The 13,866-nt window shown below is 67.2% G+C and carries 13 protein-coding genes; all 13 read right to left on the reverse strand.

The window, feature by feature from the left end; all coding sequences use genetic code 11:
* Positions 1-59: 59 nt before the first annotated feature.
* Genes ACQR13_RS26585 through ACQR13_RS26645 form a run of 13 tightly spaced genes read right to left on the reverse strand, consistent with a single transcriptional unit; the run spans position 60 to position 13,799 of the window.
* Positions 60-686 (reverse strand): FMN-dependent NADH-azoreductase, encoded by a 627-nt coding sequence (locus tag ACQR13_RS26585; protein WP_434863400.1) that lies wholly within the window; start codon positions 684-686, stop codon positions 60-62.
* A 3-nt stretch (positions 687-689) separates the two neighbouring features.
* A complete protein-coding gene (locus tag ACQR13_RS26590; protein ID WP_434863401.1) occupies positions 690-2,285 on the reverse strand; it encodes an isochorismatase family protein in 1,596 nt (531 codons plus the stop codon).
* A gap of 18 nt (positions 2,286-2,303) precedes the next feature.
* The gene (locus ACQR13_RS26595) at positions 2,304-3,152 is read right to left on the reverse strand and encodes an MBL fold metallo-hydrolase (RefSeq protein ID WP_315717450.1); all 849 of its coding nucleotides are present in this window, start codon (positions 3,150-3,152) and stop codon (positions 2,304-2,306) included.
* Positions 3,153-3,191: 39 nt separating this feature from the next.
* On the reverse strand, positions 3,192-4,079 hold the full coding sequence (locus tag ACQR13_RS26600) for an amidohydrolase family protein (RefSeq protein WP_315827794.1): 888 nt from the start codon (positions 4,077-4,079) through the stop codon (positions 3,192-3,194).
* Positions 4,076-5,194: a VWA domain-containing protein gene (locus ACQR13_RS26605; protein ID WP_315717448.1), complete on the reverse strand. Its 1,119-nt coding sequence runs from the start codon at positions 5,192-5,194 to the stop codon at positions 4,076-4,078. The genes ACQR13_RS26600 and ACQR13_RS26605 overlap by 4 nt, the downstream gene beginning before the upstream one ends.
* Positions 5,191-6,072, reverse strand: a complete 882-nt coding sequence (locus tag ACQR13_RS26610; protein WP_315717447.1) for an AAA family ATPase — start codon at positions 6,070-6,072, stop codon at positions 5,191-5,193. The genes ACQR13_RS26605 and ACQR13_RS26610 overlap by 4 nt, the downstream gene beginning before the upstream one ends.
* Positions 6,073-6,078: 6 nt before the next feature.
* Complete coding sequence (locus ACQR13_RS26615; RefSeq protein WP_434863402.1) at positions 6,079-7,101, reverse strand: xanthine dehydrogenase family protein molybdopterin-binding subunit; 1,023 nt, start codon at positions 7,099-7,101, stop codon at positions 6,079-6,081.
* Between the two features lies 1 nt (position 7,102).
* The gene (locus ACQR13_RS26620; RefSeq protein ID WP_434863403.1) at positions 7,103-8,677 is read right to left on the reverse strand and encodes a xanthine dehydrogenase family protein molybdopterin-binding subunit; all 1,575 of its coding nucleotides are present in this window, start codon (positions 8,675-8,677) and stop codon (positions 7,103-7,105) included.
* A 12-nt stretch (positions 8,678-8,689) separates the two neighbouring features.
* Positions 8,690-9,169, reverse strand: a complete 480-nt coding sequence (locus ACQR13_RS26625) for a (2Fe-2S)-binding protein (protein WP_315717444.1) — start codon at positions 9,167-9,169, stop codon at positions 8,690-8,692.
* 3 nt (positions 9,170-9,172) lie between these two features.
* Positions 9,173-9,994: an FAD binding domain-containing protein gene (locus ACQR13_RS26630; protein ID WP_315752533.1), complete on the reverse strand. Its 822-nt coding sequence runs from the start codon at positions 9,992-9,994 to the stop codon at positions 9,173-9,175.
* A 15-nt stretch (positions 9,995-10,009) separates the two neighbouring features.
* On the reverse strand, positions 10,010-10,453 hold the full coding sequence (locus ACQR13_RS26635) for an SRPBCC family protein (RefSeq protein ID WP_315717442.1): 444 nt from the start codon (positions 10,451-10,453) through the stop codon (positions 10,010-10,012).
* A gap of 4 nt (positions 10,454-10,457) precedes the next feature.
* A complete protein-coding gene (locus ACQR13_RS26640; protein ID WP_315717441.1) occupies positions 10,458-10,895 on the reverse strand; it encodes an SRPBCC family protein in 438 nt (145 codons plus the stop codon).
* A 6-nt stretch (positions 10,896-10,901) separates the two neighbouring features.
* Entirely contained in the window at positions 10,902-13,799 is a 2,898-nt protein-coding gene (locus ACQR13_RS26645; RefSeq protein WP_316193689.1) for a flotillin family protein, read from the reverse strand.
* Between the last annotated feature and the right edge of the window lie 67 nt (positions 13,800-13,866).

The raw sequence follows: 13,866 nt of genomic DNA on the forward strand, positions 1-13,866 counted from the left end.
CCGGTCGAAGGCCGCACCGCTTGCTGCTAGGACCTGATGCGCGCCGCGCGGCTGCCTCGTCAAAATCGCGCGGCCATCTCGACGAGCCGCCTGTGCGCCCGCTCACGCGCCACGCCGGTGTGCGCCGCCGGCCCGCTGGTCGGCCCGATCGCCACGAAGTGCAGGTCGCGAAGGCCCATGAAGCGCAGCGCCTCGCGCAGATAGGGCGTCGCGAGGTCGGTACGCCCCCGGCTGATGCCGGTGGTGAAGTCGCCGCCGCTGGCGAGGATCACCAGCGTCGGACGATCCTTCAGAAGCGGCAGGTAGCCACGCGACGGATCGAAGCGAAAGGTGAGGCCCGGCTGATTGATGATGTCGAGCCAGTGCTTGAGTTTGTAGGGAATGCCGAAATTCCACATCGGCGTCGAGATCACGACGCGCTCGGCCAGATCGAGCCGCACCGCCATGCGCTCGGCCACAGCGAACGCCCGGCGCTGGCCGTCGGTGAAGGCGCGGCCGCCCATGCGGGCATATTTCGCCTGCAGGATCTCGCCGTCGAACTCGGGCAGACTCTCGCGCCACAGATTCATCTCGTCGACGTCCCAACCCGGCCGCGCCTGCCTGAAGCGGTCCAGGAAGGCGCGCGCGCCGGCGCTGAGTTCCGAATCTGCCCGCGGCGAGGCGACGAGATGCAGCAGCTTTGGCATGCCTCACCCCAGCGCCCTGATCACCGCGTCGGCCGTGGTCACGACAGCAACATTCTGCATGGCGAAGTTGATCGACGCATTGTGCCAGTCCGCGTTCATGGTCGAGCAGCAATCCTCCGGCACCACGATGAAATAGCCCTTGTCGGCCCCGGTGCGCGCGGTGTGCTCCACCGACATGTTCGTCCAGGCGCCGGTATTGATGAGGACGTCGCGCCCGGTGGCCTTGAGAATCGTCTCGAGCCGCGTGCCTTCCCACGCGCTCATGCGCATCTTCTCGACCACGAAGTCGCCGCTGCGCGGCTCCAGGCCGGCGACAGGCGCCGCGCCCCAGCTGCCGCGCACCATCGCCTTGCTGTCGACCAGCCCCTCGAACAGCGGTGCGTTCAAGGTCACGCCGGGCGCACCCGGCTCGACCACGAACCAGACATGAATGATGACGACGCCGCGCGCACGCGCGACCTCGGCGAGCCGCCGGACATTGTCGACCACGCGCTGCTGCTTGGCATGACCGGGCGCGCCGGAATCCGCGAAGGCGCCACCGTCCATGATGACGTCGTTCTGCAGATCCTGGATGATCATCGCGCAGCGGCGCGGATCGAGCTGCATGTCGCCAGATGCCAGCTGCGGCGCCGATGGCGCGGACGTCGCGCTGGACATCGCCAGACCTGCCGTTGACGCCCCTCGACTTCGCGCGCTCATATACGGCTCGTGGCGCGGACCGACCTTGGTCGCGATCGCATAGACCGAATGGGTCGCGGTGAGATAGAGCGTGCGAAACTCGGGACCGCCCCAGGCGAGATTGGCGACGAGCTCCGGCACGCGCACCTTGCCGAGCAGTTCGCCCGTAGGCGCATAGACCCAGACGCCGCCGGGTGCGGTGACCCAGACATTGCCGCGCTGGTCGCATTTCATGCCGTCGGGCACGCCTGGCTCGAGCTCGGAGCGGATGCCGCTGGCAAAGACGCGCCCGTTCGCCAGCGCACCATCGCCGCCGACGTCGAACACGCGGATCACCGCCTGCACCGTATCGTTGACGTAAAGCAGCTTCTCGTCCGGGGAAAAGCACAGCCCGTTGGGCTGGTCGAACAGATGGCGGTCAACCAGCAGCCGCGGCGGACCGCCGCCCGGCGGCACCCGGTACACGCCCTGGAAGCCGAGCTGGCGCGGCCGCTCCACGCCATAGACCGGCATGCGGCCATACCACGGGTCGGAGAAGTAGATCGCCCCGCTGGAGTGGACGCACACGTCGTTGGGGCTGTTCAGCTCCTGGTTCTCGAAATGCGATGCCAGGATCTCGCGGCGGCCGTCGGGACGCTCGCGCACCAGCGACGACGTCGCGTGTTCGCAGACGATCAGATTGAGCTCGGCATCATAGGTCATGCCGTTGCACTTGTTCGACGGCCGCCGCATCTCCACCACGCCGCGCTTCGCGTCCCAGCGGCGGCGGACATCAGCCGGCATGTCGGAGAACAGCAGGAACTGCTCGACGGGATGCCAGATCGGCCCCTCGGTGAACTCGAAGCCGGTCGCGACCTGCGCCACCGGCGCATACGGATCGATCAGAGTTTCGAACTCAGTGCGCAACGTCACGTGGGTCATGGGGGCACCTTGTGCTGCTCACGCCGGAAACCAGTGCCGCTGCGGCAGCGACTGCACCAGCGGCCCCGGCACTTGGTCGTGCAGCCGTCCCACCACCACACCGCCTTCGATCTTGGCGGGACGATCGTGCACCGGCAGCAGATAGCGCGAACTCGACAGCAGCTTCTTGATCGCTGCCTTCTCGGCGCGTTTTGTCGTGCCGTGATTGCCGGTGGTGCGCGGCTCGCCATCCTGAATCTCGTTGAACGGCGTCACGATCTGGTCGTTGAAGTCGTAGATGACGTCGCCGCAGATGGTAGCGATGCCATCGGCAGTGTGGACGTGGATGTTCATCGAGCCTTCGGTATGGGCATTCGCAGCGTCGCAATAGACGCCCGGCATCAGCTCGACCGGGCCGGTGAGCTCGAGGTCGAGGAAACGCAGCGCACTCTTGGTGTGCAGCCGGTCGATCAGATGCTTGATGTCGGGCGCCGGATATTGCGGATGCATCAGCCCGGAAACCGAGTATTCGAGCTCGCGGCGGTTGAGCACGACCGTCGTGTTCATCGGGAACAGATCGTCCTTCCCGGCGTGATCGATGTGCAGATGGGTGTGGCAGACGTAGCGGACATCGCCCATGCGCACGCCGTGCCGCGCCAATTGGTTCTCGATCATGTTCTCATGGTACTGCAGCCCGCGCATGCCCAGCGTCTCCATGATCTGGTTGGAGCGGTAGCCGGTATCGACCACGACCGGATACGGCCCGCCCAGGATCAGGAAGCCGAGCGTCAGCACCCGGCGGGTGCGGCCGCAATCACGGCCGAGCACAAGGAAGCTCGATTCCAATTCGATGTCACCATAGTCGAGAACCTTGATTTCCAGCGCCATGAGCGTTCCCTGTTGCTTTTGTTGTCGTTGCAGGCGGTATCATCCCAGCCGATAGACGCGCTGCGCCGTCCCTCCCATGACCTGCGCGCGCGCATGCTCGTCGAGGTCCCGGATGGCAGCCTCATAGGCCCCCACCAGTACGCGGTAGTCGGTCCAGAGCTTCTCGATCGGAAAGTTCGAGCCGAACAGGCAGCGCTCGGGGCCGAACATTCCGACCGTCTCCCGCACCACGTCGGCGACATGCGCCGGATCGTTGCGGCGAATGAAGGTGCCGAGGCCCGAGAGCTTGCTGACGACATTGCTGCAGCTCGCCAGCCGCTGCATGCCGGCTCGCCATCGATCGCGACCGCGCGTGGACAGATCCTCCAGCATGCCGGCATGCTGGAGGATGAAGGTCACGGACGGACAGCTCTCGGCGAGCGCTGCGGCGCCCGCCATCTGCGGCCCGAAGACCTGCAGGTCGAAGGACCAGCCGTAGTCGGCGAGCCGCGCGATGTTGGCGCGGATATGGGTATCTCTGCAAAGGTCTGGGGACGAAGCGAAACGATAGAGCGGGTTCTCATGCCAGTGCAGCTGCATCCGGACCCCGCGCAGCAGGGGATAGCGCGCCAGCCGGTTGAACTGCGGCCGCGCATCTTCGACGCTCAGATCGGCATAGGCGACGATCGCGTGCGGAAAGCCGTGCTGCTCAGAAGTTCGCTGCACCCAGGCGGCTTCGTCCTCGAAGCCGTCCTTGGCCCAGTTGGTCTGGACGTAGACCGATTGCGTGACGCCGCTGCCGGCGATGTCGTCGAGATACTCCTCGATCGTGTAGTCGCGCCTGATCGGCTCATAGGGGCCGAAAATCCGCGGCTGCATCGGCCCGACCAGCCAGGGCAGATCGGCCTGACGCCAGATGTGGTGATGCGCATCGACATAACCGGTCATGCCGCCCTCCTCTGTGCCAGCGACAGAACATGCGCGACGATGGTCTCGTCCGACCCGCCGGCTGCGATGTCGTCGACGAATGGCGCGATCGCCTGCAACGCCTCGGTCTGCGGCTTGAAGCCGGGCCCCGTCGCGAGCGGCGTCAGCCAGCTCAGGCGCCAGGCGCGCAGCGACAGCCTCCACACGGCGTCACGGAGCACATGATGGTCACCACGCTCGAGCCCATCCGAGATGACCAGCACGACGGCGCCCCGCGCGTAGGTCGAGAACCGCGGCACCGCGAGGAAGGCCTGCAGCGCCTCGCCGATGCGCGTGCCACCGTCCCAGTCGCTGACGAGATGCGAGGCAGCGAGCAGCGCCTGTTCGCGCCGCTTCAGCCGCAAGGGCCGCGTCACGCGTGTCAGCCGTGTGCCAAGCGTGAACACCTCGGCCTGGGGTACGGCCTGCACCAGCACGTGGGCGAGCCGCATGTTATCCTCGGTCCGCGCCTTCATCGAGCCGGAGACGTCGATCAGCAGCAGCAATCGTCGCAATCGAGGTCGCCGCTTCAGCCGCCGCAGCGACAGCACCTCACCGTCGCGCCTTATGCTCTCGCGCAGGGTCCGGCGCAGGTCCACGAAGCTGCCGCGCCGCGCGCGCATGCGCCGGTGGCCACGCCGTTTCGGCAGTTTTGCACGCGCCTGACGCGCGAGGCGCTGCAGGGCATGGCCGCCCGTCGTCGCAGCCAAGCGGCGGGCGACCAGCGCTTCAACGCGCGTCGCAGCCAGACCTGACTCGTTCTGCTCCTCGGCGAGATCGGGACCGACAGCGCCGTCCCCTTCCTCCTGGAGACGCACGACATCGTCCTGCCTGTCGCTCTCGCTGAAGGCCGTTGCCTCGGCGACACCAAAATGGACGTCGAACAGCAGATTGTAGGTCGCGAGCCGCTCCGGAGGCGGCGCGAGGGTCGCCGTCCCGGCACGACGGATATCCTCGATGCTGACAGGCCCCAGCAGTTCGATCGCAGCGAGGAAGGCGGTGGTCTGCTCCGGCGCAATTGCGAAGCCGTTTCGCCGCAACAGCGCAGCGAATGTCACGAAGATCTCGGTCGCCTGCGGCAGGCGGGGCTCGCTCATGTCATCGCCTCCGCGAGCAGCGCGTCGAGCCGCGGCGCGATGAAGGACAGATCCTCCTCATCCTTCAGCGCGACGCCAATCGCGCGCTTGAACGCATCGGGCCAGCGCGCGCCGGTCTGGTTGAGCAGCGTCGCCGCCTCCGCCCAATCGACCGCCTCGGCAATCCCGGGCGCCTTGCTCAGCGGCTCGCGCCGCAGCTTCGCCACTGCAGCCACCACGGCCCGCGCGGTCGCTTCGGCAACACTGGAGGCCCGCATCATCACGATGCGCGCCTCGCGCTCCGCATCGGGATAGTCGATCCAATGATAGACACAGCGTCGGCGCAGCGCTTCGTGCAGGTCACGGGTCCGATTCGAGGTCAGCACCACGATCGGCCGCTCCGCGGCGCGCACCGTGCCGCGCTCGGGGATCGATATCTGGAAATCGGAGAGAAATTCGAGCAGGAACGCCTCGAACTCCTGGTCGGCCCGATCGATCTCGTCGATCAGCAGCACGGTCGCATCGGGCGCGCGCAGGCAGGCCAGCATCGGCCGCTCGATCAGAAAGCTCTCGCCATAGATGTCGATGCTCTCCTCGCCGGCTTGGCGGATCGCGAGCATCTGGCGCGGATAGTTCCACTCGTAGAGCGCCGCAGCAGCGTCGATACCTTCGTAGCATTGCAGGCGGATCAGCTTGCGGCCGAGCACCGCGGCGATTGCCTTCGCCGCCTCGGTTTTTCCGACGCCGGGCGCGCCTTCCAAGAGCAATGGCTTGCCCAGCGCGAGCGCGAGATAGGCCGCGGTGGAGAGCCCGTCATCGGCGAGATAGTACGCCGCGCGCAGTGCCTTTTCCAGCGCCTGCGGCGAGTCGATGCCGACGATGTTGCTGCGGACCACCATGCTGCGTCACCGCCGCGTCTGCGGCCGGGCGCCGCCCTGGGCCTTGATCGCGCGCAGCACTTTCTCTGGCGTGATCGGCAGTTCGTCGAGGCGCACGCCGACGGCGTTGAAAATCGCATTCGCGATGGCAGGAAGCACGGGATTGGCGCACATCTCGCCAGGGCCCTTGCCGCCGAACGGTCCGTCTGGCGCCGGCCGCTCCAGCACGGCGATGTCGTGCGGACAGATGTCGCCAGGTCCCGGCATCAGGTATTCCACGAAGTCGCGCGGTCCTTGCTTCGGGTCCGGGTAGTACGGCTCCGTCGTCTCGTAGAGCGCGTGGCTCATGCCCATCCAGGCGCCGCCGACCAGCTGCTGCTCGACGAGGCGGGGATTGAGCGCGCGTCCCAGCTCATAGGCGCTGTCCATCCTGACCACACCGACCTCGCCGGTCTCGTCATCGACCTCGACCTCGGCGACGAGACAGGCATGCGCGTAGCAGGTCGCCGGGGACATTTCGCCAGTCTCGGGATCCACCTCCGACAGCGGCACCAGGAAGATGCCACGGCCGGAGATGGTCTTGCCCTGGCGGAACTGCGCGGCGATGGCGACGTCCTTCACCGAGATCGAGCGCTGCGGCGCGCCCTTGACGTGAATGTTGCCGCGACCATCGGTCTCGAGATCGCTGGCGTTGACCTCGAGCTCCTCGGCCGCGGCCTCCATCATGACGCCACGCGCCTCCTTGGCCGCCGCCATCACGGCATTGCCGACGCGATGCGTGCCGCGCGAAGCGAACGAGCCCATGCAATGCGGGCCGGTGTCGGAATCGGCGGTGTCGACATAGACGTCCTCGACCGGCACGCCGAGCGTCTCGGCGCAGATCTGCCGCGTCACCGACTTCATGCCCTGGCCGAGATCGATCGACGACAGCGCCACCGTGAACTTGCCGCTGGGATTGGAATGCACCAGCGCCTGGCTCGGATCGCCGCCGAGATTCATGCCGATGGGATAGTTGATCGCCGCCATGCCGCGGCCGCGGTGCCTCGTCATCTCAGCGCCTCCTCGTGCCGAACACCGACGAGAACCGCGTCGCGCCGTGCCCCGGCGAAGGCGCCGGGCTCGTTGGCGGAGGTGGTGGCGGCTCGGGCTGTGGCGGCGCCGAGAGACCACGATCGTAGCTGGTGCGTTGCTGCGCCGGCGCCGAGCGCGGCTGTGAGGGCTCGCGCGGCGTCGACGGCACCGCGGCCCGCGCGCCACCGCCATCCCTGCGCGACGACATCCGGCGGAACTCCTCGCGGATCGGCCATTTCGCTTTCTCCGCCGCGACCTGGACGCATTCGATCAGCGCGGTGTTCTTGGCCTCGCGGCGATGCGCCTTCATGTCGCCGTCGCGATAGGCGTTGAGGATACGAAACTCCATCGGGTCCATGCCGATCAGATGCGCGAGCTTGTCCATCTGGCATTCGAGCGCGAAGTCCATGCCGGTGATGCCGAAGCCGCGCATTGCGGTGGCCGGCGTGCGGTTGGTGAAGATGCAGTAGATGTCGCCATGGACGTTCGGGATCGTGTAGGGCCCCGGCAGGTGCGCGGCACATTTGACCACCGCGTAGCTCGACAGCCGCGTATAAGCACCAGAGTCGAAATAGCCGCGGATCTGGCGCGCCACGATGCGGCCGTCGCGCATGACCCCGTCCTTGATGTAGATGCGCTCGGCGCCGCGGGGCGGCCCGAACTGCATCTCCTCCTCTCGCCCGAGCACATAGCGCACCGGGCGCCCCGTCAACATCGCAGCGAGAATGGCGAGCGGCTCGGTCAGCGTGTCGACCTTGCCGCCGAAGCCGCCACCGACCGTGCCGCCGATGAAGTGGAATGTGTTCGACGGCAGATCGAGGATCTTGGCGCAGGTGTCGAGCGAGAAGAACAGCGCCTGGGTCGAGGTATAGACCACGTAGCGGCCGTTGGTGTCGGGCGCGGCGATCGAGCCGTTGGTCTCGACCGGCGCGTGCTCGATCGGCGACATCTGGTAGCGCTGCTCCAGCACGTGATCGGCGCCGGCAAAGCCGCGCTCGACGTCGCCAAAGCGCAACTTCTGGTGGTCGTAGCGGTCGTGATAGGTGAACGTATTCTTCGGATAGGTCTCGTTGACAACAGGCGCGCCCGGCTTCAGCGCCTCCTCGACGTCGAACACCGCCGGCAACGTCTCGTAGTCCACGCGCACCTTGGCGGCCGCCTCGTACGCCGCGCGCGGCGTATCCGCGACCACGGCAACGATCGGCTCCCCCTTGTAGCGGACCTTGTCGACGGCAAGCGTCGGCTCATCGTCCTTGCCAAAATTGATCAGGCTGAGCAGCGTGTTGAGATTGCGCGGCACGTCGCTGCCGCGGATGATCCGCCGCACGCCCTCGCTCCGTTCGGCCTCGCTGGTCTCGATGCGGCGCAGCCGCGCATGCGGCTGCGTGGATCTGACGACCTTCAGATGCAGCATGCCCTGCAGCTTGTGATCGTTGAAATAGGTCGAGGTCCCCGTGACATGGCCGAGCATGTCCTGGCGTTGGGTGCCCTTGCCGACCTCGTTGAGATTGTCGTCGCGCTCGTCGGCGAAGATGTCCTTGCGCAGTTCCAGCATGGCGATCTCTCCTCACGCACTCGCGCGCAGCGACGCGGCCGCCGCCAGCACCGCATTGATGATCGGCTCGTAGCCGGTACACCGGCAGATGTTGCCCGAAATCGCCTCTACCACCTGCTCGCGGCTTGGCTGCGGGATCTTGTCGAGCAGCGCCTTCGCCGCCATCAGCATGCCCGGCGTGCAATAGCCGCATTGCGCGGCAAAACCCTCGGCGAAGGCGCGCTGCAGCGGATGCAAATTCGGACCGCTCTTGATGCCGTCGAGGGTCTCGACCGCGCGGCCCTCGACGGCTTCGGCGAGCGTCAGACAAGACAGGTGCGCGTCGCCATCGATGAGGACCGTGCAGGCGCCGCAGCCGCCCTGGCCGCAACCGAATTTCGGCGTGAGGTCGCCGATCATCTCGCGCAGCACGACCAGCAGATTGGTGCCGCCGTCAACGAACAGCGCGACATCGCGACCATTGTGCCGGAACTGAAGTGGGGTCTTGGCCATGCTCTAGCTCTCCTGTCCCGACAACAGCCGCCGCAGATGGACGCCGACCACTTCGCGGCGATACCACGCGCTGGCAAGCGAATTGTCGGTGGGTGCCGTTCCCTCGGCTGCCGCAGCAGCGGCGGCACTGATCGCGCCGGCGTCGAACGGCCGCCCTTCGAGCGCGCGCTCGGCCGCCTTGGCGCGGATGGCGGTCGGGGCCATCGATCCCAGCGCGATCCGCGCGCCGGTCACGCGGCCGCCACTCTGTGGAAGATGCGCCGCAAGCGTGATCACCGATCCGCCCTTCGGCTTGATGCGGGCGATCTTGCGATAGCGGAACGCATCCGCCGACGCAGGACGGATGCACGACACGCCGACCACCAGCGCACCGGCCTGGCGGTCGCGCGATTGCAGGAACTCCTCGATCGGCATGTCCCTGACGCCGAAGCCGCCCTGCAGCGAGACGATGCCGTCGAGCGCCAGCAGCGCCACCGTGAAGTCGCCGAACGGCGCCGGCGCGAACAGATTGCCACCGACGGTCCCCATGTTGCGCACCGCCGGGGCGCCGATCGAGCGCGCCGCCGGATGCAGGAAGGCGAGATCGCGTTCGGCCAGCACGCGGGCGAAGGTGACGCCGGCGCCGATCCTGATGCGTGCGCCTGCCGCATCGATGCCCTGCAAGGTCCGGTCGGTGGCGCGGATGACCGTCGCAATCGAGACGTCGCCCTCGTTGAGATCGCGCATGACCAGCGTGCCGCCGCCCAGGTAGCGCGCGGCGCGGTCCGACGACAGCGCAGACGCTGCTTCGCTCGCGGCCTGAAACGTCTTCACCGTGACCGGCATCGATTCACCTCGTCCTCATGCCGCCTGCTTCAGATGCGATCGGATCGCCTCGAAGCCGGCCTGGTAGATGTCTTCTGCCACCATGCGCGACAGCGCCTCGGCCAGCTCGGGCCGCGTCGTGAAGCGGCTCTCCCAGTGCCAGAAGGTGCGATCACCATCGGTGACCGGCAGCAGCCGGACATGGGCGACGTAGTTGAACAGCTGGACCGGCGTATCGAGCAGACAGTAGCTGAAGCTCTGCTCGAGATCGGACAGCGCCAGCAACTGCTCGCGCAGCTCGGAGCCGTCCTTCAGACGAAAGCGCCTGACACAGCCGATCTTGTCGGACGTCTGCGAACGCTCGATCGCAGAGGTCGCCACCGCCGGGTGCCAGCGATCATGACCGTTGAAGTCGCGCAGCACCTCCCACACGGCCTCGGTCGGCGCATCGATGATGGTGCTCTTGACCACGTGCGGCACGGCGTCAGCCCCCGAACGCGCGCTTAAGCGCATCGAAGCCGCCCTGGAACACGCCGCCGCCGATCGAAGCCACCAGATCAGCCTCGCGCTCCGGCGCGCAGTCGAACTCGGCGGTCCACTCCAGAAACGTCTTGTCGCCGTCCGTGACCGGTGTCAGCCTGAGGGTCGCGACGTAGTTCGATACGCCCATCGGCGATTCCAGGATCGAGTAGGTGCAGAACATGTCGTAGTCCGACAGGCCGAGCAGCTTCTCGCGAATGCGGTCGCCGTTGCGAAGCCGGAAATCCCTGACGCAGCCGATCTTGTCGGCGGGCTCGCCGCCCTCGATCCGGCTTTCGGCGATCGCCGGATGCCAGTTCGGCAGGCCGTTGAAGTCGCGGACGCGCGCCCACACCCGATCGTTGCGGGCACTCACGACGGTGGAGACGTAAACCCTCGCCATCTCGCATCAACCCTTCTTGCGCGGACCGCGATCGGTCGGCGGCTCGGACGGGCTGCCCTCGCCCGATCCGGCGCCGCCGCCTGTCTCCTTGCGCGCTGAGGTTTCTTTCCGGATGCCCTGCATGTCCCGGGCCTCGCGGATCAGGCCCGGCATCTTGGCAAGGCTGCCGCCCTCGACGCCGATATCGGAGAGGATCGAGTCGATCAGCGGCGCCTGGACGCGGTAGCGCAGCGCGGAATCGATCACCTCGTCGGTCGCGCTGCGGCCGCCATTGCCGTTGCCGCCATTTCCGTTCAAGCCGTCGACCTGCAGGATGCGGATGCCCTCGATCTTCTCCATCGGCTTGACGCTCTCGCGCACGATGCCCTCGATGCGGTCGAGCAGCTTGCGCCGGAACAGCGAGTAGCGTGCCTGGTCGGTCAGGACGTTCTCGGCCTCGTTGAGCAGCTTCTGCGCCTCCGCTTCGACCGCGGCACGAACCCGCTCGGCCTCTGCGGCGATCCGCGTCTCCTCGGCCTGCTTCTCGGCCAGCAGCACCTCGACCGTCTTACGGCGGCGGGCAATCTCGCTCTCGCGCGCCGTGACGACTTTCTCCGCCGCTTCCGTTGCACGCGAGCGCGCCTCTTCGGCCGCGACCTTGGCCGCGGATTCCTCCAGCGATTTTTGATACAGCGCGATGGCCTTCTCCATCAGCGCCGTCTCGACGTCCTTCTCGCGGTTCACTTCGAGCTTGCGCAGCTCGCGCTCGCGGCCGATGCGGGCCTCGTCGAGACCACGATCCGAGGCGATGCGGGCGCGTTCGACCTCCTCACGGGCCGCGATCTCGGCCTCCTGCAGCGACTGGACGCGCGCGACCTCGAGCTGCTCGATCGCCCGGCGACGCTCCAACCGGACGGCCTCCAGCGCCTGCTCGCGCGAGACATCGGCGGTCTCGACCTGCCTGCGCGCGACGATCTCGGCTTCCTTGACCTGGCGATCCGCATCGATGCGCTCGGCTCGCTTGGCGGCGAGCTCGATGACGCGGGTTTCGTCGGCGAGCTCGATCGCCTTCTTCTGGTCGATGTTGAGCACCTCGCGCGTCCGCGACGAGGCAATGCGCTCGGCCTCCAGCGCCAGCTCGACTTCGATGCGACGCCGCTCGACCGCCTCCCGACGCTTGAGATCGGCGGCCTCGACGGCCTCCGTGCGCTCGATCTCCAGGCTGCGCGTCTCCTTCTCCGACTGGATCCGCTTGGCTGTTACAGCCAGCTCCTGGGCGATGCGGGCCGCTTCGATCGCCTCGCGCGAGGCGATGTCGGCCTCCTCGATGGTCCTGACGCGCGCGATCTCCAGCGCACGCACCCGCTCCTCCTGCGCGATACGGCTGGCCTCCGTCGCCTCGCGCGCGGCGATGCCGGCGATCTCGATGCCCTGGTTGCGCTCGATCTCCAGCCTGCGCGTGGCGTGCTCGGCGGCGATCCGTTCCGCAGACAATGCCTGCTCGCGCGCGATCCGGGCGGCCTCGACCGCTTTCTGCGCCTCGATCTCAGCCTCCTGGATGTTGCGCACTTGGGCAATCTCGGTGGCGCGGGTGCGCTCGTCGGAGCTGATGCGCTCCAGATTGACGATCATGGTCTGCGCGATGCGCGCCTTCTCTGTCGCCTCGCGCGCGGCGATCTCCGCCTGCTCGATCGCGCGGGTGCGTTCGATCTCGCGGCGGCGTGTCTCCTCGTCATTGGCGATGCGCGCATCGGAGACGACGCGGTCCTGCTGAATCCTGGCCTTCTCCACCGCCTCGCGCGCGGCGATCTCGGCTTCCTCGATGGTGCGGGTCCGCTCGATATCGCGTTGGCGCACCTCGCGCTCAGATTCGATGCGCGCGGCGTCGATCGCGCGCTGGTTGGCGATCCGCGCCTTCTCGATGTCCTCGCGCGCCAGCAGCTCCCTCTCTTCGACGGCACGCGTCCGCTCGATCTCGCGCTGCCGCGTGTCGCGCTCGGCCGCGATTCGGGCCTCGGCAATCGTCAGCTCGTTGGCGATGCGCGCCTTCTCGATCGTCTCGCGCGCCTGGATCTGCGCCTGCTCGGCCTCGGTCTCGCGCAGCGCCCGTTCGCGCGCGACTTCGGTCCGCTGCAGCGCACGGCGCATCTCGATGTCGCGCTCCTGCTCCAGCCGCGCCGTCTCGCTCTCGCGCTCGATTTCGAGCGCCTCGCGCTCGGCTTCGAGGTTGCGGGTGCGGATCTTGATCATCGAGTCCTGCTCGATGTCGTTGCGCAGCTTGCGCTTGCTCTCGATGTCCTCCATCAGCCGCGTCAGGCCCTCGGCATCGAACCGGTTCGACGGATTGAAGAATTCGAGATCTGTCTGGTCCAAATCGGTGATCGCCACCGATTCCAGCTCCAGGCCGTTCTGGGCCAGCGCCTCGGCCGCGGCCGCCTTGAGACGGGACACGTAGTCACCGCGCTGCTCGTGCATCTGCTCCATGGTCATTTCAGCGGCAACCGAGCGCATGGCCGAGATGAACTTGCCGGACAGCAGCGCATGCAGCCGCTCCGGCTCGAGGGTGCGACGGCCGAGCGTCGCCGCCGCGATCGACACCGCCTCGCGCGTCGGCTGGACACGAACGTAGAAGTCGGCCTCGACGTCGACCCGCATGCGGTCGCGCGTGATGACGGCGTCCTGCCGCGCGCGCGTGATACCCATCGGCAGCACGTTCATGTTCACCGGCGTATAGTCGTGAATGAAGGGCAGCACGAAGGCGCCGCCATTGATCACGACGCGCTCCCCGAGGAAGCCCGTGCGGACGAAGGACACCTCCTTCGAGGAGCGGTGATACAGCCAGTTGACGATGTAGACCGCGACCACGATGACGATGATCGCAATGATCAGCCAAAGAATCAGCTCACCGATCAGAGCCCCGGACATATCATTTCTCCCTCAGTCTCTCGTCCGGCGAATGCGGCGCCTCAGCGCCGCTGCTGCCGGATCTCGT

The sequence above is a fragment of the Bradyrhizobium sp. HKCCYLRH3059 genome, from assembly GCF_051168035.1.
Lineage (GTDB): Bacteria > Pseudomonadota > Alphaproteobacteria > Rhizobiales > Xanthobacteraceae > Bradyrhizobium.